The sequence below is a fragment of the Collinsella sp. AM29-10AC genome (assembly GCF_003469085.1).
Taxonomy (GTDB): domain Bacteria; phylum Actinomycetota; class Coriobacteriia; order Coriobacteriales; family Coriobacteriaceae; genus Collinsella.
The window spans coordinates 1-24,469 of record NZ_QSKB01000030.1 but is presented as its reverse complement, the minus strand read 5'-3'; the positions used below and the strand labels follow the sequence as shown (position 1 = coordinate 24,469).

Here is a 24,469-nt window from a genome sequence, read left to right as displayed (position 1 = left end):
CTGACCACTCAACTAAATTGTACTGTGCGCCGCTAGCCGCGGGGCGCATCAATTGCGACCTTGCCGCTCTCCAGCACGTGAACGCGGCCGTCGGCAAGCATTTGCACGACCTCGGGATACAGCACATGCTCAATCGCGTGGATGTGCTCCTCGAGCGTGTCGACATCCCAGCCCTCCTCAACAGCCAGCGCACGCTGGGCGATGATGGGACCGTTGTCGTAGATCTCGTTGGCAAAATGCACGGTCACGCCAGTTACCTTGACGCCGCGCGCAAAGGCATCGTCAATCGCATGCGCACCGGTAAAGCTCGGCAGCAGCGCCGGATGCAGATTGACCACGCGGTTGGGAAACGCCGCCAGCAAAGGCGTGTGCACCATGCGCATGTAGCCGGCCATGACCACATACTCGCAGCCGCGCTCGAGAAGCTCGTGCGCGATGATCTCGTCAGCGGCGATGGGGTCGGCGTAGACATCCTTGGACAGCGTGAGCGTCTGGATGCCCGCGCGCTCAGCGCGCTGCAGACCCTTAGCCGAGGGACGGCTCGACACCACAAGCTCAATCGAAGCGTTGAGCTTGCCGGCGGCGATCAGATCGATCAGCGCCTGCAAGTTGGTACCCGAACCGCTGATGAGCACACCGATCTTGAGCGGCTCAGCTGTATCGGTGCCAGTCGGACGGATATAGGGCACAAAGTCCAGGCCCTCACTAGCAGCCATCTGCTCGTTAGCGCTCATCGGAGTACACGACCTTACCGGAACCCTCGACGCACTCGCCCACGCGGAACGGCTTCTCGCCCAGCGCGACCAGAGCCTCGGTCACGGCAGCCTCGTCCTCGGGGGCAACGATCAGGCACAGGCCGACGCCCATGTTGAAGGTCTTGCATGCCTCGTTGGGCGCGAGCTCGGCCTGACGCGACACGTAAGTAATGACGGGCGGAACATCCCAGCCCATCTCGGCGCCGCTGCGGGTGACCACGGCATCGACATCGTCGGCGAGCGCGCGGTTGAGGTTCTCGGTGATGCCGCCGCCGGTGATGTGGGCGATGGCGTGCACGTTGGCGCCGCCGCGCAGCAGCTCCAGAATCGGCCTGACGTAGATGCGCGTAGGGGCCAGCAGAGCATCGGCCAGCGAAGCACCGTCGAGCTCCTCGAGCGGACGGCTCAGTTCCTCGGCCTTAGCGGCGGCCTCGGGCGTGCCCGGCTTGATGCCGTCAACGCCGATGACCTTGCGCACGAGCGAGTAGCCGTTGGAGTGCACACCGGTGGAAGGCAGACCCAGGATCACATCGCCGGGGCGAACGTTCGCGGGGTCAAGCATCTTGGGACGGTCGACGACGCCCACGGTAAAGCCGGCGAGGTCGTAGTCGGCGGGAGCCATGACGCCGGGGTGCTCGGCCATCTCGCCGCCCACGAGCGCGCAGCCCGCGAGCTTGCAGCCGTCGGCCACACCCTTGATGATCTTTGCCATGTGCTCGGCCTCAATGTGACCGATGGCAACGTAATCCAGGAAGAACAGCGGCTCGGCGCCCGAAGCCAAAATGTCGTTGACGCACATGGCGACCAGGTCCTGGCCCACCGTCTCGTGACGGTCCATGATCTGGGCGAGCACGAGCTTGGTGCCCACGCCGTCGGTGCCGCTGATCAGGATCGGGTCTTCCATATCCTTAAGCGCGGCGGCCGAGAACAGGCCGCCGAAGCCACCGATGCCGCCGATAACCTCGGGGCGGTTGGTGTCCTTGACCATCTGCTTAATAGCGTCGACGGCGCGACCACCCTCGGCGGTATCGACGCCGGCGTCCTCGTACGTCACATGCTTGCTGTCGCTCATCTGAGCCTTCCTCTCCCATTACCGTCCGACGCGCGGGCGCCAAACGGTGCTCATAGTTGCGTTCATTTCGGCGCGCGCCATAACAGCGCGCGCCGTCATATCAACAAAACAGCAGGTAAAACCTACCAAAATAAACCTGTCCCTAAATGGCAGGTTTTAGGCCTCGCCGTGTTCCTCTTCCCAGCTGCGGTCGTCGTATTTCTCGACCACGGCGTCGTCGTCAAAGTGAAGCGGCTTGTCCAGGTTGCGGGGCTTAAAGCCCTCCATGAACTTGTCGCGGCCAAAGCTCTCGGGAATCGCCACGGGGTAGCGTCCGGTAAAGCACGCATCGCAGTAACCGCCCTTGGGCATAACCTTCAGCAGGCCCTCGACCGAAAGGAAGGCCAGCGAATCGGCGCCGATATACTCGCAGATCTCATCGACCGTCTTGTTGGCGCTGATGAGCTGCGACTGCACGTCGGTATCGATACCGTAGAAGCACGGCCAGATGACCTCGGGCGAGTTGATGCGAATGTGAATCTCCTTGGCGCCGGCGTTGCGCAGCATCTTGACGAGCTGCACCATGGTGGTGCCGCGCACAATGGAGTCATCGATGACGACCAGGCGCTTGCCCTCGATGTTGTCGCGCAGCGGGTTGAGTTTCATACGCACGCCCATGGCGCGCAACTCCTGCGTAGGCTCGATAAACGTGCGGCCCACGTAGCGGTTCTTGATAAGGCCCTCGCCAAAGGGAATACCGCTCTCGTGCGAATAGCCCTCCGCGGGCGGCAGGCCGGAGTCGGGCACGCCGATGACCAGGTCGGCCTCGACGGGCTCCTCATGTGCCAGCTGACGACCCATGTCATAACGGCAAGCGTAGACGCTCTTGCCGTTCATGATGGAATCGGGGCGAGCGAAGTAGACCTGCTCAAAGATGCAGTTAGCAGGCTCCTCGGCGGCAGGCACGCCCTGCTCGGACACAAGGCCCTCGGCGCTGATGCGCAAAATCTCGCCGGGACGGACGTCGCGGACGTACTCGGCACCCACAATGTCGAGCGCACAAGTCTCGGAGGCGACGACCCAGCCGCCGGCGCGCGTGACACGGACGGCGGAGTCAACCGTCGCGGCGCCGTCCTGCGACGGCAGCTGCGAAACGGATGCGGCATCGGCCTGGTCCAGGCCCTCGTCCACCAGCTTGCCCAACACGAGCGGGCGAATGCCGTGCGGATCGCGGAAGGCGTAGAGCGCCTGCTCGTTGATGAGCGTCATGGCATAACCGCCGCGCACAAGCTCCATGGTCTTGCGAATGCCCTCGCGCAGGTGGCCCGTACGCTGAGTAAAGTAGCCGATGAGCTTGGTCGCGACCTCGGAATCCGAATTGGAGAGGAACGGCACGCCCAGCTCGATCAGCTGGCGGCGCAGCTCGTCGGTGTTGACGAGGGTGCCGTTGTGCGCGAGCGCGATAATGACGCTATTGATGGTAGAGAGGTGTGGCTGAGAGGCTTCCCAACTCTTGGCGCCGGCGGTGCCGTAGCGCACATGACCCACGGCCAGCTGACCGGAGAGCGTCGACAGGTCGGCGTTGGAGAACACGCGGTCGAGCAGGCCCAGATCCTTGCGGACCATAACCGTACCGCCGTCACCCACGGCGATTCCCGCCGATTCTTGGCCACGGTGCTGCAGTGCACGCAGGCCAAAGTACGTCAGTCGAGCCACGTCGCGATCGGGCGCCCAAACACCAAAAACGCCGCATTCCTCATGCAGCTGGTCGGAGTCCGGATCATACGTCGACATGGCGTTCACCTGTCCCGCGGCACGCTCGGCCGCGCGGATGGTTTCTTGAGACATGGCATCCCCTCAGAGCCTCGTATTTTGGCGTTACCCGCCTTATTATACGCACGGCACGACGCGCTCCCCAGCGCATGAGCAGCGCTTTTTAAAAGCCCACCGAGCTAATAATCCGTTTTGTGGCCAAACATTTTATCGGTCTGTCCAGTGCAAGCGCCCGCGCCCCCAGATGGCCGCCGCGTCCACCGTTGGGGATTACAAAGTTGCAATTGGGACGTTCGTCCTGTCTTTTGGCAGGTCGGCGGCGTATCCTTGTAGCCTAGGACAAAGCGAGAAAGGTTCTGTATGGATCGAAACGAACTCGACCCCAGCGTCCCCAGCGCCACGGAGGTCAAGAAGATTCCCCTCATCATTAAGGTGTACGCCGTCCTGTGCATCCTATCCGGCGTGGGCACACTCCCGTCGGTCGGCGCCTTTATGTGGCAGGTCATCACCGCGCTCATCAACGGCAACGCCGCCGAAAAGCTCGGCGACAATATGCTTGTCTCGGTTGGACTCATCGTCGCCGGCATCATGCTCTCTGCGGCAAGTGCCGTCATCCTGATCATCTTTGGCCTGGACCTTATCAAAAACCAGCGCCGCAACGCCGCCCGCCTGTCCTACATCCTTATTGCATTCACCGTCGTCGAGCTTTTGGTCGACGTGATGCTCCAGGGCATCGGGCCCTTCCTGCTGCGTCCCGCGATCCAGCTCGGCATCCTCGTTGCACTTTCGGCAACCGTCGACCCCACGCTGCGCCAGGAGCGCGAACTGCAGCGCCGCCTGCAGGAGATGCTCGACCGTGACGCCGCGGCGGAGGGCATGCTCGGCCGCGATGAAACCGGCGAGGGCTACATCAAGCTCAACTACTTCAACCTGTTCTGGGTATTCTTCGTCTGCTGCGTGCTCGGCCTGATCGCCGAGGACATCTGGCATATGACAGTCGACGACCCGGGCGTCTACCAGAACCGCGCCGGCATGCTGTTTGGTCCCTTCAGCCCCATCTATGGCTTTGGCGCCGTACTCATGACCATGGTGCTCAACCGCTTCTATAAAAAGAACCCCATCATCATTTTCCTGGTAAGCGCTGTGCTCGGCGCGAGCTTTGAGGTGTTCGTGGGCTGGTTTATGCAGACCTCATTTGGCGTGGTCTCGTGGAGCTACTCGCACATGAAGCTGTTCGGCATGCCCGACCCACTCGCCGTCCTTACGGGCGGACGCACCTGCACGGGCTTTGCCTGCCTGTGGGGCCTGGGTGGCCTTATCTGGATCAAGCTGCTGTTGCCGAGGCTGCTCAAGCTCATCAACATGATTCCGTGGAAGAGTCGCTACTCGGCTACCGTCATCTTTACCGTCATTATGCTGGTCGACGGCGTCATGACGCTGCAGTCGCTCGACTACTGGTACCAGCGCGTCAACGGCACGGAGCCGGATATTCCCGTCGCGCAGTTCTACGGCAAGTATTTCGATAACGACTACATGGAGAACCGCTTCCAGAGCATGACCATGAGTCCCAAGGATGCGACGCGCGTGTAGCGCCCACCGCGCCCAAAACACAAAATGCCCGCCGGTATCACACGTACCGGCGGGCATTTTTATAAACGAGCCTTCTATCGACGCAAGCCTCTACGCCTCGCGCTCGACCTCGCTCACACACTCATTTTTGATGGTACCGACGAGCGCCTGCAGCGCATCGACCACATGCGGGCGAATGTCCCCGCCAATGAGCACGAGCATGATGTCGTCGCCCACGGCGAGCTCGCCACTCGCCAACCACACGCGCACGTAACCGATACCCGGCATCGCGTGCGTTGCCTCGATAGCGGCCTGCACCTTTTCGGCATCGAAGCCAAACGCCATGCCGCCCACCTTATGTCCAGGCGCCACACCATCGGTCTCGACCCCACGCACCTCGGCCTTGGGCGTCGCGCGCACCACGCCGTTGTGTGTCAGGTACATCCCACAATCAGCCGCCGAAACATCGGCCTTGGCTTCGCGCAGCCAAGCATCAACCGAAGGCATCGATTTGCCATTCTCAAACATCATTTCTCCTTTTGATTTCCAGGGCAGTCTTTTTGGGACGGGGCTCCCGGACACTTTATTCCTCGACCGGCGTGAGCACCATGACGGCGCGTGTGTTGCTCAGCGACAGCGAGCGACAGGTCACAAGCGTTACGACCTTGGTTGCCGAAGCGGCACGGTCGGTGGCATCGCTCGCCACGGCAGAGGCACCGTCGAGCATCTCGGACAGGTAATTCTTCAGTCCGTCATCGCCCTCAAAGTTGGGCGTGCGCGCCTTGGCATACGTGTCCTCGACCACCTTGGTCGCCAGCGGGCGCAACTTATACGTCGCATCGCACGTGATGTAGTACACGTATTCCATGCTGTCGAACGTCGCCTGATCGGTCGTACGCGAAATCACGTTGAACATCGAACCGTCGTTCATGTGATGGCCGTAAATCGTGGTCTGCTGATCCACCATGCCCGGCGCGGTGTCGTCGCTATCCAAGAAGATGGCTCCCGAGGCATTGGCCGTACCGTCGAACAGCGTGTTGAGGTACTTGGAGTTGTTGTTGGTCTGCACCACGGGGTAGTTGATGTTGGTGCCGGGCGCGTAAATCCAACCCACAACCTCGGGATTTGTCTGGGCGAGCGCGTTGAAGTCGATAATCGGCACGCCGCTGGCGTCCTTGTCGCTCACATATTGCTTTTCGATTTTTTGATACGACTCGCTCGCCTGCTTGTAGCCAATCTGGGCATTAATAAAGATGGCGGCCGCAGCAACGATCAGGCCAATGCCAATGATGATGAGCAGAATGGGAATGACGGAGCGGCGCTTTTTGCGCAGCGGCTCGGTATAGCTCGATGGCGCGGTATGCGCCGAAGAGCGAGGTGACTTCTTGGCCGTACTGTATGACGAAGGGCGATAAGCAGCAGGCGTATCCTGACGGCGATGGGACGTCGGCGTTACGGAACGCGGCGCGCGCGGCTGCTGAGGAGAGGATGTCCGACCCTGCTGTGCCGCATGGGCAGCACCCGGCTTCGACGGATCGGGAATCTGAGAAGCCTTGAATCGTTTTCCCTGATAATCGGACATGGCTCTCCTTATACTGCGGTGAAACGGCGGAACGCCTAGGCGTCGGCCATCTCCTGCTTCATTTTCTCGATAACCTTGCGGTACTCGGGGTCGCAAGCACCCAGAATCTGCGTGGCATAGATGGCGGCGTTCTTGGCACCGTTGATGGCAACGCAGGCCACGGGCACGCCCGAAGGCATCTGCACCATCGACAGCAGCGAATCCATACCGCCCAGGTCACTCGTCTTCATAGGCACGCCGATAACCGGCAGCGGCGTAAAGGCAGCCACGACACCACCCAGGTGAGCGGCCTTGCCGGCGGCGGCGATAATCACTTTGATACCGCGATCGGCGGCAGTCGAAGCCCACTCGTGGACCTTCGCCGGCGTGCGGTGCGCGCTCGCGATCACGAGCTCATAGGGCACACCCAGTGCCTCGAGCTCGGCGGTGCAGCCTTCCATAACGCCCAGATCGGACTTGGAACCCATGATGATCCCGACAACCGGCTTTTGATCTGCCATAAACAAAGACCTCCTGTTGAGAGCGGTGACGCGGCGAATCCGCGACCCTTAACTGCAAATAATTCAAGTATAGCCGCCGATGCTGATGTGTTCGGCGGGAGACGGAACGCTTTGCGAGATTAAGGCCGAAGGGTCGGAGCTTTCCGCCTACATTCAAAAAGCGTGCCCACCGTCCTTGGGTGGGACGGCGGGCACGCTTGCTTAGCTGTTGCTGGGGCTACTTAGCCTTGCTGCGACGATGGAAGAAAGCGCCGATCGCGGCGATGATGGCGCCAAGACCACCGACGGTCGCGACGGTCGCCGCCGTCTGGTCTCCGGTATTGGGAATCGCCGAACCGTTCTTCTTGCTGCCCTGGGCCTTGTCGCCTGCGGGCTTGCCCGCCTGGTTGCCGCCGTTCGAGCCATTGCCGGAACCCTGGTTGCCCGAGCCGCCCTGATTGCCGGAATCGGCATCCTTGAGGCTCTCAATAGCCAGCTTGAGCTGGTCATAGGCCGCCTGGAGCTGGGTGTCGGAAGCATTCTCAGCACCCAAGACGTCCTCGGCGTAGGTAATGGCATCCGTCAGGGCCTTGACAGACTCGGCCGTCTTGCCCCTAATGTCAGTCTCCTTCGCCTGCTTGACCAGGGCCTTGAGCTGCTTCTTAGTCGGTTTCTCGACCGGGGCCACCGGGGTCTTCTCGAGCGCGCCGCGGGCGCTCTCGAGCACCCTGAGCGCCTGGTCGACCTCGTCCTGCGTGGCTTTCTCGTCGCTCAAGATGGCGCGGGCGCTCGCCAGGGCGTTCTCGAGCGCCGTCCAGGAGGCCTCGGTGTAGTCACCGGCCTTGAGGTCGCCGGCAGCAACCTCGGCATCAACCTTTTCGATCGCGGTAGCGAGATCATCCTTCGCCACCGGATCGGGGACGGCCGTACCGTAGAACTTGAGCTCCGCCATGCTGCAGTAGGCATCAACGTTGCCACCGCCGGCGTGAATCACCTTGACGGTCACGTAGCGACCGCGCGCGGCGCCAAAGCTCATCTGTTTCCAGTCGCCACGGTCGGTGAGCACGCGGCCGTCATTGTCGAAGGCGAACGTACCCATCGACGCGGCGGTGCCCATCTCATAACCGTCGGCAGTGTCGGAGACCAGTATCTCGGCCTCGAAGATATCGCCGTTAGTGCCGCCGTCCTGGCGCGGCAGGAATGTAACGTCGGTGAGATCGTAGTCGCGGCCCAGGTCGACACTCAGATACTGGGGCATACCGGTCCCATGGGCCCAGTCGCTGTGCCAAAGCGTCCGCTCGTCGCCGTCGAGAGCGTTGACGGCGTTGCTGCCCTCGTAGTCGGCCTCACTCGAGAAGCCGGCCACCTTGACGTTCTTGCGGTTCTCGGGCGTGTTGATAAGAATCTTCTCATCGACAGGGCGCATCTTGAGGCCGTCGATTGCCTTCTCGATCTTGGCTGTGGCGTCTGCGACATCCTTCTTGCTATAGCTGCCTTGGCCGCCGTCGAGGAGCTTCTGAGCCGCCTCGACCGCAGCGGTGAGAGCTGCATAGGAATCCTTAGTGTAGACGGATTCGCTGTAGCCCGCGGCCTCGGAAAGCGCTGCCACGAGCGCAGAGGTATCGACACCAGCCTTGACTTCGACCTCATAGGATGCGGTCTTGGAGGGGTCGAGTACCGACGCCACCGTGATCTTTGCCTTGCCGGCCTTGTTGGCACGCAGGTAGTAGCTCACGCTATTGCCAGCCTGAACAGCGGAGACGCTTACCACAGAGGGGTCGGAGCTCTCGACCGTCACATAGGGGTAGCCGGCGCTCTCAGGCGTGGCCTTGGCGTCGACGAGCGTAACGTCGCCTTCAAAGAACTCGGTCTGGTTCTTGCCTAGCTCGACACCCTCGATGGCCTCGACACCCTGCGTGTAGTTGAAGTTGACCTCACGCAGTGTGAGCATCTGGTCACCCGATGCCTCAAGCGGCGTGACCTCGACCTTGGTCGCCTTCTTGCCCTTGTTCTCGGCAGAGAGGCCAAAAGCGTAGCGAGCCCGGAAGGAATCGTACTCCCCGCCCGCGAACTCTTGGGTCGAGCCATCCTCGAACGTCACGACAGCCTTGATCTTCTGCACGGTTCCGTTGCCACCGTTGCGGTTAACGACCTCGACACTATCGAGTTTCGAAGGCGTCTTAAATGCGAATGTCATCGTGGTGGGAAGCTTCACGTAACTCGGAAGCTTACCCTCGCTGTCCCAGTTGCCGCTCCAGTTCCATAGGAACTCAAAGCCGTTGTCGCCCTCGTTATTATCGAACAGCGCGTTATAGCTCTTCTGCTGGATAAGTTTCTCGACGTTGGTCCCGTCGTCGGTCGTGAGCTCATCGTTGGTCATCGTGATGTTGAAGGCATCCTGACCGTACTCGGCGACCGTTGGCTGAGGAACATCCGGCATCGTCACCGTGCCGTCGCTCGCAAACTCAAGTGCGTCGCATGCCGGACCGATGAGCCAAGATGTCGAGGGCAGTTCGACCTTGCCGGCGGTCTTGGCCTTGAGCTTGAAACTCGCCACCGCGCCGGTACCGTTGTAGAGCTTGCCATCGCCGCGGTTGGCAAAGGCGAGATTGATAGTCTGCGTTCTGTCCGCGAACTGGACCTTCTCGCGAGACAGGTTCTCCATGCCGGCAGTCGAGCCGTCCTGCGCGATGCTCTCGGACACAAACTCGAACTGGTCGCTCTTGAAGTTGACGAGAGCGCCCAGGGCGTTGACGTTCTTGGCGTCGGCCGCATAGACATCAACGGTGATCTCATCACCGGCCTCGACCTCGGTCTTGCTCGGAATCACCGCGAGCGAACCTGCGACCTTGCCCTTTTGTTTAGTGCCGCCGTCAAGACCCGCCATGGTGAACGAGTAATCGTAGACGTCGTAAACGCCGTTATCGTTGAGGTCGGCGAAGTGGTCGCGGATCTGCGAACCGAACGTCGGGGTATCGGGCTCGCGATTCTCGAGGCCCAGATAGTTCTTCATGTTGGAGTAGTCTCCGTCGGAGATCGTGGCCTTGTTGAGGTTGGAGCCCACGGCGAAGCCATCCGTGCCGTCGGTCTTGTAGATGGCAATCTCGGACGCGGAGAAGAAATTGCCGACCGAGGCGAGCGGTGTCATGCGCACGTAACGGGCGGCCACGGTGCCGTCAAACGCTACCGTCTTACAATCAGCGGAACGTGCCCAATCGACCTCCTGGCTCGTCCAGTGGACGCCATCGAGACTCGTCTCAACACGCATCTTGGTCACAGTGCCGTTGCCGGCGTCATCGCGCGGATAGTACTCGAGCTTATCGAGCTTGTAAGCGCGTCCATAGTCAACGGTAAGCGCCTTGCCCAGATCGTTGCCACCGGAGTGGAAACCGCCGTCGCCCGACTGGAACTCATGGTCGAAGGCGAGCTCGGCCTTATGGCTGCCGTAAAGTGAGCCCTCCCAGGTGATTTGCTCGGCGTCGGGGACGTTCCGCCACGGATCGAGTGCGGAGTTCGCCTCGAGCACATCGCTCCAGGCGGAGTAGCCCTCGGCGTTGCGCGAACGAATCTGGTAGGTGTGCTTGCTATTGTAGGCGAGGTCGGTGTGCGTGAATTCGGCCACATCACCCACGGCGAACACGGTGCCGTCGACCTTAAGGTCGTAGGAGGTAGCACCATCGACCTTTCCCCAGGTGAGCTTGATGCTCGTTGGGGTCGTGACGTCCTCGGGGGCAGCAAGGTTCGTGGGTGCGGAGAGGCTCTCGTTGAGGCGATCGGCTGTGAGCGTGGCGTCGGCGTTCACGAAACCGCCCAGCTCGAGCGTCTGCGCCGCCGCAGCAACATCGGTCTTCGCGAACTTGACGTAGACCTTGGGGTTCGTGGTGATCTTGGTGCTGTTAAAGCTCTCGCCCCGCTCGGCCTCGGTGCCGTCCACATCGCTGCCGTAGTGGTTGAGGTTAGGGGTCTCGCTGTAGAAGTAGACCGCCTGGCCGGCCTCGGGGGTCGCGGTGTCAAAGGTCTCCTGCGAGTCGACCTCAACCACGTTGAGCGCGGATCCGCCGTTCTTGGCGACGACGCTCATGGGCTTGGCGGACACGTTGGCCACGAAGGTCGTGGTGCGATTGGAGTCGTAGCCGTTGTAGCCACCCTGCGAGGCTTCGGCGGTAAAGGTCGCGGTGCCGCCTGCGGCCTTGGATCTGTAGACGGTGCTCACATGCTCACCGTAGGAGATATTGTCGATCGTACCGTAGGAATCGTCCTCAGTCGTGTTGTTCTCGATGGAGGAGCCGTCGTCCTCGTACTGCGTAAAGGTGCCGTCGCCCTCGGTGGCGAAGAACTCGACGATACGCTGGCTGCGGTCGGTACCCTTGGTGTTGGTGTCGCTCACGGCCTCGGGGTTGTTGTTCTCGGCGTACATCGGCACGATAGCGTTGGCCTTCACAAACAGCGGCAGCTTCCAAAGCGGAGCCTCGTAGTTGTTGAGAACCTGGCCGCCGCGATACTGCTTACCCGAGAAGTAATCGATCCAGATGGTGGGATTCTCGTCGGTGCCGTAGTTGGGGAGGTAAATCCCATTGCGAATGTCGTTGCCGTTCTCGTCTGCCTGGGTATCCTGATACACCGGTGCCACTAGGAAGTTCTCACCGAACATATACTGGTACTGCGTCGAGGTGCTTGCGGCGTACTCGGAGTTATCGGAAAGCAGCATGGCGCGGATCATGGGCAGGCCGGCATCGCCGTTACCCGTGTCGATGTTGGCCGCCGAGGCCGCGCTCGTGTAGATATAGGGCATGAGCTGCGCCTTGAGCTTGAGGTAGAAGCGCGAGATGCCTGTGTAGGGATCGCCGTGCGTCATGGGCGATTTACGGTAGGTGCCCCAACCGTCCATGTCGAGCATAGAGGGCGTGAACGTCTTCCACTGGTAGTCACGCGCAGAGATGATGGGGTCGCCGCCAAAAATGCCATCCATGTCGGAGCCGATGTTGGGGTTGCCCGAAAGACTCTGACCGATATACGTGGGGATATGGAAGCGAATGTACTCCCAGTTACCGCCATACTGGTCGCCGGTCCAAATGCCACCAAAGCGCTGCGTGCCGGCCCAACCATCGAGCGTGATGATGTTGGGGCGCTTGTTAGCGCCGGTCGTCACCGTGTCATAAGCTGTCTTGATGCCATTAAGACCAAAGGAGTAGCCAGATCCAACCCAGGCAACGTCGGTCTTAAGGGTAGCGATGCCTCCCGTCTTGACCTCGGCGTCGAAGTCGCGAAGCAGATGCCACGGGGTCTCAGGGTTGCTGTCGGGCTCAAGGTTGGACTGGGTCCACAAGCCCGTGCTCACACCCTTTGAGTTGGCATACTCGGTGAACTTCTTAAGGTTGTCGACGTTGGCACGCACAGCGTTAAGACGGTCGGCCGAGCTCGCTCCGTCGGAGTTGACGCCGCCGGTCTTGTAGTAACCGTTCTGGCCATAGCCGGCGCCGTAGCCGTCGTTCGGCAGGAACCAGCCGAGCGGCATGTCGCTGTCCTCGTAGTCATCGATAACCTGCCGAGCAGAGAACTGGCGGTCGAAATCGGTCGCTTTCATGTTCTCGGTATCAACCGTAGGGCCCTCACCGTTGAGCGTCTCGGCCGCAAGTGTGCCGTCGAGCTTGTAGCCCGTCGACATGCCAGACTCGTACTTAACGTCGCCCTTCTCGCTCGAGGACTTGCTGCCCTTGGTCTCCCACTTCTTTTGACCCGAGGTCGTTGACCAGCCATCACGGTTATAGGCATTAAGATGACCAAGGTAGAACCCGTACTCGGGCAGCAGTACCGGGTTACCGGTCACCTTGTAGTAGTCCTGCAGCATCTCAGTTGCCACGTTCGAAGCTCCCTCGTTGGTCGCCACGAAGTAGTAGGCATCAAACTCATTCTCGCTGTGCAAAGTCGTGACCGTCGATGAGTCCGTGGAACCGAAGTCGTAGGAACCCTCTGCAAACGTGTTTCGGAGCACGCCGTAGCCGTCACTCGTCCAATAAAACGGGTTGGGCGAGGCAACGCCGCCATCGGTCCAGTTGTTCGTGTTGGAGATGGCGATGGTCTGGTTGGTGTGCAGGAAGCGTCCGTTCTGGGTGCCGCCGCCAAAGAAGTTCTCGGACTTCTCCTTGGCGAGCGTCTGGACGGTACCCTTCTTATCAAGGTCGAGGGACGCGGACTCGGAAACCACGACACGGTCGCCTGACTTGATACTCATCTTGCCAGTCGCCTTGTCCAGGATCACGGTCGCCTTTCCGCCGGTGATCTCGATAGTGTCGCCCTTGTCGGCAACCGTCGCACTCGGCTTGCTGTAGGTGTCCGAGGTATCGGGCTGAGCCTGGATCTTAGCCGTGTGGGACTTACTGCGCGGCGTGGCGTACTCGGAAAACTCACCCTTGGGGTCGACGTTATAACGGAAAATACCGTCCTCGAGGAACGTAATACGGCCCTTGATGCCGTCAGCGAAATCGATGTCGACGACATTCGAGGCAGACTGGGACACGGTCGCCGAGTCGACGCCCTTGAGTGGCGTGGCAATCGCCTGCTGGGGATTGGCAAACACGAGCGTCGCTGCAGTGGCAACGAGGACCGCGCTTCCCTTCACCCACCGTTTCGTAAAAATGGAATTCCTGCGCATCTGGTCTCCTTTCTTCCGACATGCTGAGGTGCCGAGGACGCCCCCCCCCCCCGGCAGCATGGGAAAACGTATCAAACGGAGATGTTCGGTACATTCCGCACAATGGGGGCCACCCGTTACCAAGGGGCCAACTGGTAGTAACCAGATAGCCACCTACTAGGTCATATCAACATATGGGAGCACTTGCGCACCCAAGTTCGGAATTCTCCCAGCGGCAGCAAAATAAGCGTCAACGGCAAGGTGGGCTTAATAAGCCATACCAATTGGTTCTTCAGTCAAATACCAATCTAGCAAAAATGTACTGTTTATCTGGTATTACACAGACCATACCTTTCCCTCGGGAACTGGGCTTCGCGAAGTTTCCCGAGGGAAAGGCTCAGCCGCCATCCTGCAACCTACCGGGGATTGCCATGACGTACGTTGGCTGATTTGGTTTGGAATGAGATGTTGACGGTGGCTGATGGGCACAACTGTCCCGGGTGCATTTCATGATGCACCTAAATGTCTGTCTTTATCCTTATAGATTGTCCAGGTAGTCGTCGGCATCATAGGTAAGGCTGTAGGCTTTATTCAGGATGCGCACGAGCTCCTGAGCATCGTGCTCGCCGAGCGCTGAGAGTTGTTTCGAGAGCGATGCCACACTCTCGGCATTTTTTTTCGCCGCGAAATCACGGCCTTCCTCGGTAATGCTCACCAGCACACGCCGACGATCGCTTGGATCGGTCCTGCGCTGAACGTAACCCTTGCTCTCGAGTGAATCCAAGATATGCGACATGCGCGCACGGGAGAATTTCAGCTTCTTGGCAATCTCGGAGGGAATGACATCACCGTCAATACCCGATAGACACTGTAAAACCGGCGCCTCGCCCACACTGGCGCCGCCGGCAGCACTCAAGGATCCCTTGGCAAGGGAACGTGAGTACACGATCAGTTTTCGAGCAACGTCATCGTAATCCACTGGGGATATTGTCCTTTGCAACTCTAGAAGGGCCATAAAACCGTCATTTGCCGTACATTAGTTAACATTCGCAACAATTATTTATGATACCCCAACGCGGAAGTCTATTGCTCGTCCTTCTTGCGTCGCATAAGCTCCTCAACGTCGATACCCGCGGCCTCGAGCATACGCTCAACATTCTTTTTGGCGTTGGTCGTGCCAACCTTAAGCACAATCGAAAGCGGAGTGCCCACCACCAGGCACACGATGCCCGCGGGGACGCCCCAGCCGGGGCCGCCCTGCATACCCCACATCCCCACCAAAAAGCCAATAGCCACGAGCGAATAGCCCAGGCGCAGCCAAACGTTGAGCCGCTGAATAGCATCGGTCTGCATCTTTGCCTCGCGGATCAAGTCGTCGCGCGAAAGGTCGTGTCCGTGTTTCTCGTGCATATGGGTCCTCCTCGTGCAAAGCGTGCATCATGTGCAAGTACATCGTTTTTCGAATACGTCATCTTTCAAGAGCAATATAGCGGGTGTCGTGTAGGCGATGGAGGTCGCTGGCCATATTGCCCTTGAAGGGCGGCGCAAAATCAGAAGGCCGTGCGGTTGAGGCCGCACGGCCTTACAGGGGGCCAGGGGATGATGACTAGTAGCTCAGTGCCGGGTCGAAGAAGCCAATAACAACGCCCACAAATGCGATCACAACGAGGATCAGCATCATAACGATGGGGTTGACCTTCTTCTTGGTCATCATGTACCAGCAGAAGATGATGAAGATCATCGGCAGCAGGTGCGGATAGATGCCATCGAGCGTGTCCTGGAACTTACCGCCACCGGGCAGCACCAGGTTGGGGCTGCAGGTGATGGAGACCCAAGTTGCGCCCACGGCACCGATGACCATGGTACCGACCATCACGATGGAATCGCGAAGAGCCTTTGCCTTGGGGCCAACGAGGGCCTCGACCGCCTTGCCGCCGAGCTCATAGCCCTGGTTGTAGGCAAAGCGCATGCCGAGGTACATGAGCAGGTTCCACACGACGATATAGAAGATAGCGCCGAGCGGGGAGCCGCCGGTCGAGAGACCGAGGGCGATACCGAGCAGGATCGGGATCAGGGTACCGACGATCAGCGAGTCGCCAAGGCCGGCGAGCGGGCCCATGAGGCCGGCGCGGATGCCGTTGATGGCGTCGTCGTCGATGGCCTCGCCGTTTGCGCGAGCCTCCTCGAGGCCGGCGGTGACGCCGACAATCATGGTGCCGATCTGCGGCTCGGTGTTGAAGAACGCGGAGTAGGTCTGGAGGGCCTGCTTCTGCTCCTCGGGCGTGTCGTAGAGCTCCTCGACGATCGGAAGCATGGCGCACAGGTAACCGAAGGTCTGCATGTGCTCCTGCGAGAAGCAAGTCAGGTTGCCATAGGACCAGTTGCGGAACGACTTGGCAAGCGTTTTCTTAGAGAGTTTCTTCTTCTCTGCCATTAGATGTCCTCCTCTTCCTCATCATCGGAGCCCGAGGCGATAGCTGCCTTGGGAGCGTTTGCGAGGTCGATCTTGAGCGAAGCGATCTCATAGTTGATCAGGGCGAAGAAGCAGCCGATGCCGGCAGCGGCAATCAGGTTGCATCCCATGACAGCGGACAGGGTGAAGCCGAAGAAGAACGTGAGGAAGTCCGTCGGCTTGGAGATGACCTGCTTGAGCAGGATGGCGATACCGACGGTAGGCAGCAGCGAGCCGACGGTGAACAGCGTCTTCATCGCGATGCCGTCCATGGGCATGTAGGTCTTCATGAGGTCGACCATGGCGGTGCCGCCCATGGTGATGATGAACGTCGGGAGGAACGAGCAGACGATGTGACCAATCCAAGGCAGAACGTTGTTGACCAGGTAGAGCTTGTGGAGATCGCCCTTCTCGAGCCACTTCCACCCCATGCCCTGCCACACCAGGTTGATGGTGGCGGTGCCATAGAAGAGCACAGTGCCGAGCGTGCCGACGGCGGCACCGAGGGATGCGGCCATGCCGGCAGCCTCAGCGGAGGCGGGATCGATGCCCGAGTTCTTGATGGCAAGGATCGCCAGCGGGATGCCGATATAGGACACGGCGCGGACGTCGGCGGAGACGGTTCCGCCGGGGGTCACGAGAGCGATGTAGACAACCTGGATGGCAGCGCCGACGAGGATGCCCGTCTGCATATCGCCCATGATGATGCCGACGATGAGGCCGGCGACCAGAGGACGACCCAGAGTGTAGTTGCCGATCGTCGTGCCGCCCATGCCAGGCAGTGATGCCAGGCAGGCGAACAGGCCGAACAGCGCGGCTTGGAATGCATTGATTGCCATGCTTTCCCCTTTCTTTATTCCTCAGCCCCTTTCACCAAGGGCTGTAGATACCAAAATGCGGCTGGCGCCTAACTAGAAGCCAAACTGACCGCGGAACTTGGGCCACTCACCGATGGACTTCTCCTTGATAAGGGCGAACTCGACCGTGTAGCCGGCGTTGGTGAGGTCCTCGAGCGCCTGGGCCTCTTCCTGCGTGATCGACTGGTTGTTGCCGAGCTTGGTGGTGCCGGGACGATCGTTGCAGGGACCGACGATGATGCGGTCCATGCCGGGCTTAAAGCCAAAATCGACGAGAAGTTCCTTCATGTCGAGCGGGTTCTTGGTGATCAGGAAGTACTTGGTGTCGGACTTGAGAACCTTCTCGGAGACCTCCTTGAAGTGCTCCTTGGTCCACACGAACGTCTTCTTGCCCGAGGCACTCTTGTAGGCCTCCTTGAGCACGGGGTTGGACGCTGCAGCGTCGTTGACGGCGATAAGACCGTCGCAGGGATACTCGAGGGCCCAACGGGTAACGGTCTGTCCATGGATCATACGGTCGTCAATACGGATGAACGAAATCATGCGTTCTCCCTTTCTTTATCACCAGGGGTCTTTCCTCTTAACCCCCGCTCCATCACAAAAATTTGGGCGGATGCGCTGCCTAGATGTCGTCGTCCTCGTCGTCGGCGTCATCGGTCGGGACAACGAGCTCGGACATACCGTTCTTGCCCTCCTGCAGCATCATCTGCTTGAGGGAATCCAGGTCCATGGTGGCAAGCCCCATCATGGCGGTCATAGCCATGGGCAGGTTCATGCCGCCGAAGGCAATGGTGTGGGCGAGCAGGCCCTTCTCGGCCAGCGTGTTCATGGCATTGGTGAGCGGCGATCCGCCCAGGATGTCACCAAGCAGGACAACCTCGTCATCGGCGGTAACGGGAGCGAGCATCGCCTTGACGTTCTCGACATACTCGTCAGCGCCCATGCCGTCCACGAGACTCGTCGACAAGATGTTCGGGGCGTCATTGCCGAGCATCTTGAGGACACTGTGCAGTCCGGGAGCGAGCGTTCCGTGACTGACCATTACCAGATACCGCATGCGGTCTCCTCTCGACCTGCCGTGTGTCGCACGGCTTTGCTTTTTGCTGAGATTATTGTTGCGCCGGGGCATGTTCGGTACAAGAAAATAGTTGCGAACGGCAACTATTCATCGGTTAACGGTAGCAACTATTTTTGTGCCTAAATTATTTTTTCTTCTAATTATTTTTAAAATAGCAGGTAGATTGCCTGATAAATGTTTTATGTTCCTTATGCACCATACATACCAGCAAGAATCGGGCCTGGCATCTCCGGTTTGCCCCGCAGTGTCAGACCATGTCACGTACGCCCACGACATGGAGGTACCCCATGGATATGATCTCGTTTCTCGCCTCCGAACCTTTCGACCGCAGCGGTGATACGCCGCTCTATGTCCAACTTAAACATCGAATCGCCCTGCTTATCGCCAGCCAGGCGTTCGACACCAAGACGCCGCTGCCACGCGAGCTCGAAATCTGTGAGCGGCTAGAGTTATCGCGCGCGACCGTGCGCCGTTGCTTCCAAGATCTCGTCATCGAGGGGCGCGTGGTGCGCAAACGTGGGCAGGGCACGTTCATCAAACCCCAAACCTCAGCACCCGGCATCGACCTGGCCCTGAATTTCAGCGCGCGGATGCGCGAAGCGGGACGGGTTCCGAGCTCGCAGATTCTCGCCTTTTCAAGCATACCGGCCGTCCGCGGCATCGCCTCTGGGCTCAAAGTGCCCGAAGGGACACCCGTCTGGGAGATTCGCCGCCTGCGTCTCGCCAACGACAAACCCATGGAGCTCAACTACGTCTATATCCCCGTGTCACTTTGCCCCGAGCTCACGCGCAAAGACGTGGATGGCTCGCTCTACGCCTATATCGCGGAAAAGACCGGCATCCTGCCCGCAAGCGTCGATGCCGTCTACGAGACGGTCAACCTCGACAAGCATGAGGCGCGCCTTTTGGGACAGAACACCGGTAAGGCGGCGATGCGCATCGTGCGTTCGACCTACGACAAGACGGGAACCCCGTTCGAGGTAGGCGTGCTCATCAGCTGCGACGGTCAGGCAAAGCTGCACGTGCACATCGCCGCCGACAAAACAACCTTCACCGCCACAGCCCAATAAATCCAAAACGTGGGCGCCGTCGTTCAAACGAACGACGGCGCCCACACTCATTTTTTATTCAGCCCTAGTCATCGCACAAAGCCCCTTCGGCAGCACACGGTGCAGCCAAGTCACCGCAGGCCGGGGCGGAGGGGGCTGAGTTTCCCACTGAGCGACTCTGCTTGCAGCCGGAGCGAAGGGGGAAACTCAGCCCCCTCCGCCCCGGCCGGCCAGCTCAATCTACACCGTGTACTGCGGCAGGTCCTGCAGGGCGATGACGTCCATGCCCATGTCGTTGGCGCTGCCGTGACCCTGCTGGTCCTCACGCACCGCCTCGATGGCACTCACGTACGTGTTGGCGGCAGACATCGCGGTCACGCAGGTTACGCCGCGGCGCACCGCCTCGGTACGCAACAGATAGCCGTCGCCGCGCGAACCCGGGCCGTACGGCGTGTTGATAATCACCGCGATCTTGCCATCGGCGATGAGGTCGCCGATGTTGGGGCGCTCGCCGTCGTGCGGGCCGCTGATCTTTTCCACGATCTCGCAGGTCACGTTGCCGCCGCGCAGCACGCGCGCCGTACCTTCGGTGGAGCAGATATCAAAGCCCAGGTAGCGAAGGATGCGCGCAACCGAAAGGATATGCCGCTTATCGCGGTCGCACACGCTAATGAACACTTTGCCGGCGCTCGGGTCGGGCAGGTTGTAGTCGATCGCCAGCTGCGTCTTGGCGTATGCCTCGGGATAGCTCTTGGCGATACCCATGACCTCGCCGGTCGACTTCATCTCGGGCCCCAGGATAACGTCGGCTCCCGGGAAACGGCCCCAGGGCATGACGGCTTCCTTCATGCAGAACCAGTCCAGCTGACGTTCGTCGCTCGGCAGGCCCAAGCTCGCGATGGAATCGCCTGCCATGATGCGCGCCGCGCATTTGGCCAGCGGCACGCCGGTGGCCTTGGAGATAAACGGCACGGTACGGCTGGCGCGCGGGTTGGCCTCGATCACGTAGACGGTCTCGCCCTTGATGGCATATTGCACGTTGACCAGACCGCGGACTCCCAGCGCCATCGCGATGCGGCGCGTGGTCTCGCGGAGCTTCGCCTGCAGGCTCTCGCTAAAGCTGAACGGCGGGATGCAGGTCGCGGAGTCGCCGGAGTGAATACCGGCTTCCTCGATATGCTCCAGGATGCCGCCGATGTATACCTCTTCGCCATCGCACAGGGCGTCGACGTCGGACTCGATCGCACCCTCCAGGAAGCGGTCCAGGTACACCGGGTAGTCGGGGCTAATGCGCGCAGCCTCGGCCATGTAATCGCGCAGATGCTCGGCATCGTAGGCGATCATCATGCCGCGGCCGCCCAGCACATAGCTCGGGCGCACCAGCAGCGGATAGCCGATGTGCGCGGCCACGGCCTCGGCCTCCTCAAACGAGGTGGCCTGGCCCGCCGGCGGGTACATGATGCCCAGCTTGTCGAGCAGAGCGGCGAAGCGCTCGCGGTCCTCGGCAAAGTCGATGGCATCGGGCTTGGTGCCCATAATGTTCACGCCGCTCTCCTCGAGCATGCGCGCCAGCTTAAGCGGGGTCTGGCCACCGAGCGTCACCACGACGCCGTCGGGGCGCTCGACATCGATAACGTCCATGACGTCCTCGTAGGTGAGCGGCTCAAAGTACAAGCGGTCCGAGGTGTCGTAGTCAGTCGAAACGGTCTCGGGGTTGCAGTTGACTATGATGGTCTCGAAGCCGCGAGCCGCCAGTGCGTAGCTCGCGTGCACGCAGCAGTAATCGAACTCGATACCTTGGCCAATGCGGTTGGGGCCGGCGCCCAGGATCATCGCCTTGGGCTTGTCCGCCGGCGTGGTCTCGTCGGGAGCCACGCACTTCTTGGCATCCGGGCTCGTGCGGTAGATGTTCTCGTACGTCTTGTAGTGGTACTCCGTGGCGCTCGAAAACTCCGCAGCGCAGGTATCGACCGTCTTCATGCTGGGAACCACGCCCAGACCCTTGCGATAGGCGCGCACAAAGCGCTCGTCCGAGCCGGTCAGCGCGGCAATCTCGGCGTCGCTCGTGCCGTACTGCTTGAGCAGGCGCATCGCGTCGGCGTCGATATCCTCCACACGCAGGCCGCGGATGCTCTCCTGGACCTGCACCATGTCGTTGATACGGTTGAGGTACCACGGATCGATACCGCAGATGGCATGGATGTGGGCGATGTCCCAGCCACGGCGCAGGGCCTCGACCACAAAGAAGATGCGGTGCTCGGTCGGGGTTGCCACGGCCTGAGCGAGCTCATCGTCGCTCAGCTTGTCGGCACCCTCCTTGCCACCGGCGCAGATGCCCTGGTGACCGTCCTCCAGTGAGCGCATGGCCTTGCCGAAGGCCTCCTCAAAGGTGCGGCCGATCGCCATAATCTCGCCCACGGCCTTCATGCGCGTGGTGAGCGTAGGATCAGTGCCTTTAAACTTCTCGAAGGCAAAGCGCGGCACCTTGACGACGCAGTAGTCGATTGTGGGCTCAAAGCAGGCGGGCGTTGCCTTGGTGATGTCGTTGACGATCTCGTCGAGCGTGTAGCCCACGGCCAGGCGAGCGGCGGCCTTGGCGATGGGGAAGCCCGTGGCCTTGGAGGCCAGTGCGGACGAACGGCTCACGCGCGGGTTCATCTCGATGACGATCAGGCGGCCGGTCTGGGGGTTCACGGCAAACTGCACGTTGGAGCCGCCGGTCTCGACGCCGATCTTCCCCAAGATGGCGAGCGAGGCGACACGCATGCGCTGGTACTCAAGGTCGGAGAGCGTCTGCGCCGGCGCCACGGTGATGGAGTCGCCGGTGTGCACGCCCATGGGGTCGAGATTCTCGATGGAGCACACGATGATGCCGTTGCCGGCGTGGTCGCGCATGACCTCCATCTCATACTCTTTCCAACCCTCGATGGACTCCTCGACCAGCACCTCATGGGCAGGCGAGAGCTCAAGGCCCTGGCTCACGATGGAGACGAGCTCCTCGTGGGTATGCGCGATGCCGCCGCCGGCGCCACCGAGGGTAAAGCTCGGGCGCAGTACGCAGGGATATCCCACGCGCTCGGCGATAGCCTCGGCGTCGGCCACGCTGTAGGCATAGCCCGAGCGCGCAACCTCCAGGCCGATCTCGGCCATGGCCTCGTTAAAGAGTTTGCGGTCCTCGCCGCGCTCGATAGCGGCCAGGTCGCAGCCGATCATCTCGACGCCGTACTTGTCGAGCGTGCCGTCCTTTGCCAGCTCGACGGCGGCGTTCAGACCGGTCTGGCCGCCCAGCGTGGGCAGCAGCGCGTCCGGGCGCTCTTTCTTGATTACGCGCTCGATAAACTCGGCGGTGATGGGCTCGACATAGGTGCGGTCGGCAAGACCCGGGTCGGTCATGATGGTCGCCGGATTGGAGTTGACCAGGATGACCTCAAAGCCATCCTCCTTGAGCACCTTGCAGGCCTGTGCGCCGGAGTAGTCGAACTCACAGGCCTGGCCAATGACGATAGGGCCCGAACCAATAACGAGGATGCGCTTGATGTCAGTACGTTTAGGCATGTTAGTTCTCCTCGGTCGCAGCGTTCTCGGACTCGGCGAAATTCCAGCCGGCGAGGCGGTCCTTCGCGGTGTCGATGTCCAGGTAGTTCTCCTCGCCGTCCATGAGTCGCGTAAAGGCGGTAAAGAGATAGTGGGCATCGGTGGGGCCGGGCGAAGCCTCGGGGTGGTATTGGACCGAGAAGCACGGGGCGTCGAGCAGCTGGATGCCCTCGGCGGTGCCGTCGTTGAGGTTCACATGTGTCAGGCGAATGCGGCCAAAGCGCTCGTTCATCACGACCGGCGCGATACCGCGGCGCACCCAGGCGCGCAGGTCGCCATCGGCCGCATGCTCGGTTTCGCCGCCGGAAAGCTCCGGAATCAGTTTGCCCAGACTGGGGAACAGCAGGCCAAAGCCGTGGTTTTGCGCGGTGATCTCCACGCGACGGCTCACCAGATTCATAACCGGCTGGTTACCGCCACGGTGACCGAATTTAAGCTTTTCCATTTGGGCGCCGCAGGCCAAGCTGATCATCTGGTGACCTAGGCAAATACCAAAGACCGGCACCTTGCCGATCAGCTGCCGCACCTGCTCGTAGGTCTCCACCACGGCATCGGGGTCGCCGGGGCCGTTGGACAAAAAGACGCCATCAGGATTCATGTCGAGCACCTGCTGGGCGGGCGTATCCCACGGCACGACGGTGAGGTCGCAGCCGGCACGGACCAGGCCCTCCAGAATACCGCGCTTCACACCGCAGTCGTAGGCGACCACTTTGTGACGGGCAGGAGCGGCAGCCGCAAGCGCAAAGCCATGCGTGGCAGGCAGGTCGGCGGCCACAAACTCGTGAGGCGCGGGACAGCTCACGGTCTTGACCAGGTTCTCGCCCACCAGCGTGGGCGCTGCGTCCAGACGCTCGGCGAGCTCGTCGACGTCGAAGATCTCTGTCGAGATAATGCCCATCTTGGAACCATTGTCGCGCAGATGGCGCACCAGAGCGCGGGTGTCGATACCCTCGATAGCAACGATGCCGTGAGCGCGCAGGTACTCCGGCACGCTGACGGCCGAGCGCCAGTTAGAAGGCGTGGCGCACATGTCGCGAACGATCATGCCGCGCATGGCCGGAGCGCTCGCAGGGCGCACGGCGTCGCCGGGGAAGGCCGACTGGACGTCGGTCTCATCGATACCGTAGTTGCCGATCTGCGGGTAGGTCATGGTTACGATTTGGCCGGCATAACTCGGGTCGGTCATGACCTCAAAGTAGCCCTCGAGCGAGGTGTTGAAGCAGACTTCGCCGGTCGCGGTGCCCTCGGCGCCGCATGCACGTCCATAAAAAATGGTCCCATCCTCAAGATACAGGATACAGGGACCGCAGGTGCCCTTGCTGGTTTTGGCCAGCATACGCTGGCAAAGCTCGCTGGGCGCGAAGGTGCGGGCGGCAGCGCCCGCGGTATGGTTGTTCGCCATAATTCTCCTTCCCGGTCTCACAGGACCGGCTTAAAGGTGTGTAGTTAGGCCTCGCGGTATTGTAACCGCAAGCATGCCTCATGGCGTTAATTTCATCGAAATGTTTACGAAATGATAATTATGACTTTCTATGCATAATGATTATTTAAGGCTCTGTTAGACCAGGATTGACATTCCGCCCCATCATCTTCTTGCGA

17 protein-coding genes are annotated in these 24,469 nt (G+C 60.6%); 2 read left to right on the top strand and 15 right to left on the bottom strand.

The window, feature by feature from the left end:
• Positions 1–32: 32 nt before the first annotated feature.
• The 3 genes from purN to DW754_RS09340 all read right to left on the bottom strand — a co-directional run bounded on the left by purN (position 33) and on the right by DW754_RS09340 (position 3,654).
• Entirely contained in the window at positions 33–734 is a 702-nt protein-coding gene (gene purN, locus DW754_RS09350) for a phosphoribosylglycinamide formyltransferase (protein ID WP_117759537.1), read from the bottom strand.
• Positions 724–1,827 (bottom strand): phosphoribosylformylglycinamidine cyclo-ligase, encoded by a 1,104-nt coding sequence (purM, locus tag DW754_RS09345; protein ID WP_117759536.1) that lies wholly within the window; start codon positions 1,825–1,827, stop codon positions 724–726. Before purM ends, purN begins: the two co-directional genes overlap by 11 nt.
• Positions 1,828–1,983: 156 nt before the next feature.
• Positions 1,984–3,654, bottom strand: a complete 1,671-nt coding sequence (locus tag DW754_RS09340) for an amidophosphoribosyltransferase (RefSeq protein WP_117759534.1) — start codon at positions 3,652–3,654, stop codon at positions 1,984–1,986.
• A 285-nt stretch (positions 3,655–3,939) separates the two neighbouring features.
• On the opposite strand from DW754_RS09340, the gene DW754_RS09335 reads away from it, so the two are divergent.
• Complete coding sequence (locus tag DW754_RS09335) at positions 3,940–5,169, top strand: putative ABC transporter permease (RefSeq protein WP_117640751.1); 1,230 nt, start codon at positions 3,940–3,942, stop codon at positions 5,167–5,169.
• A gap of 90 nt (positions 5,170–5,259) precedes the next feature.
• Here the strand turns inward: DW754_RS09335 and DW754_RS09330 are convergent, their stop codons facing one another.
• From DW754_RS09330 to DW754_RS09285, 10 genes are all read right to left on the bottom strand, one after another.
• A complete protein-coding gene (locus DW754_RS09330) occupies positions 5,260–5,676 on the bottom strand; it encodes a molybdenum cofactor biosynthesis protein MoaE (protein ID WP_233508925.1) in 417 nt (138 codons plus the stop codon).
• 55 nt (positions 5,677–5,731) lie between these two features.
• Positions 5,732–6,730: a class B sortase gene (locus tag DW754_RS09325; RefSeq protein ID WP_117640749.1), complete on the bottom strand. Its 999-nt coding sequence runs from the start codon at positions 6,728–6,730 to the stop codon at positions 5,732–5,734.
• Positions 6,731–6,765: 35 nt separating this feature from the next.
• A complete protein-coding gene (gene purE, locus DW754_RS09320) occupies positions 6,766–7,230 on the bottom strand; it encodes a 5-(carboxyamino)imidazole ribonucleotide mutase (protein WP_006235810.1) in 465 nt (154 codons plus the stop codon).
• Between the two features lie 217 nt (positions 7,231–7,447).
• Positions 7,448–13,861, bottom strand: a complete 6,414-nt coding sequence (locus DW754_RS09315) for a discoidin domain-containing protein (protein ID WP_117759532.1) — start codon at positions 13,859–13,861, stop codon at positions 7,448–7,450.
• 517 nt (positions 13,862–14,378) lie between these two features.
• Positions 14,379–14,819 carry a MarR family winged helix-turn-helix transcriptional regulator gene (locus DW754_RS09310; protein ID WP_158561647.1) on the bottom strand — a complete coding sequence of 147 codons (441 nt, stop codon included), beginning with the start codon at positions 14,817–14,819 and terminating at the stop codon, positions 14,379–14,381.
• A 104-nt stretch (positions 14,820–14,923) separates the two neighbouring features.
• On the bottom strand, positions 14,924–15,250 hold the full coding sequence (locus DW754_RS09305) for a DUF202 domain-containing protein (protein ID WP_117584044.1): 327 nt from the start codon (positions 15,248–15,250) through the stop codon (positions 14,924–14,926).
• Between the two features lie 196 nt (positions 15,251–15,446).
• The gene (locus tag DW754_RS09300; RefSeq protein ID WP_117759528.1) at positions 15,447–16,274 is read right to left on the bottom strand and encodes a PTS system mannose/fructose/sorbose family transporter subunit IID; all 828 of its coding nucleotides are present in this window, start codon (positions 16,272–16,274) and stop codon (positions 15,447–15,449) included.
• Entirely contained in the window at positions 16,274–17,131 is an 858-nt protein-coding gene (locus DW754_RS09295) for a PTS sugar transporter subunit IIC (protein WP_089572605.1), read from the bottom strand. Before DW754_RS09295 ends, DW754_RS09300 begins: the two co-directional genes overlap by 1 nt.
• Positions 17,132–17,203: 72 nt before the next feature.
• The gene (locus DW754_RS09290; RefSeq protein WP_089572604.1) at positions 17,204–17,692 is read right to left on the bottom strand and encodes a PTS sugar transporter subunit IIB; all 489 of its coding nucleotides are present in this window, start codon (positions 17,690–17,692) and stop codon (positions 17,204–17,206) included.
• 79 nt (positions 17,693–17,771) lie between these two features.
• Positions 17,772–18,206 (bottom strand): PTS sugar transporter subunit IIA, encoded by a 435-nt coding sequence (locus DW754_RS09285; RefSeq protein WP_089572603.1) that lies wholly within the window; start codon positions 18,204–18,206, stop codon positions 17,772–17,774.
• A gap of 308 nt (positions 18,207–18,514) precedes the next feature.
• On the opposite strand from DW754_RS09285, the gene DW754_RS09280 reads away from it, so the two are divergent.
• On the top strand, positions 18,515–19,297 hold the full coding sequence (locus DW754_RS09280; protein ID WP_158551165.1) for a GntR family transcriptional regulator: 783 nt from the start codon (positions 18,515–18,517) through the stop codon (positions 19,295–19,297).
• Between the two features lie 219 nt (positions 19,298–19,516).
• Here DW754_RS09280 and carB read toward each other — a convergent pair whose 3' ends face one another.
• Positions 19,517–22,831: a carbamoyl-phosphate synthase large subunit gene (gene carB, locus DW754_RS09275; protein WP_117759526.1), complete on the bottom strand. Its 3,315-nt coding sequence runs from the start codon at positions 22,829–22,831 to the stop codon at positions 19,517–19,519.
• Position 22,832: 1 nt separating this feature from the next.
• A complete protein-coding gene (gene carA / locus DW754_RS09270) occupies positions 22,833–24,272 on the bottom strand; it encodes a glutamine-hydrolyzing carbamoyl-phosphate synthase small subunit (protein WP_117759524.1) in 1,440 nt (479 codons plus the stop codon).
• Positions 24,273–24,469: the final 197 nt, after the last annotated feature.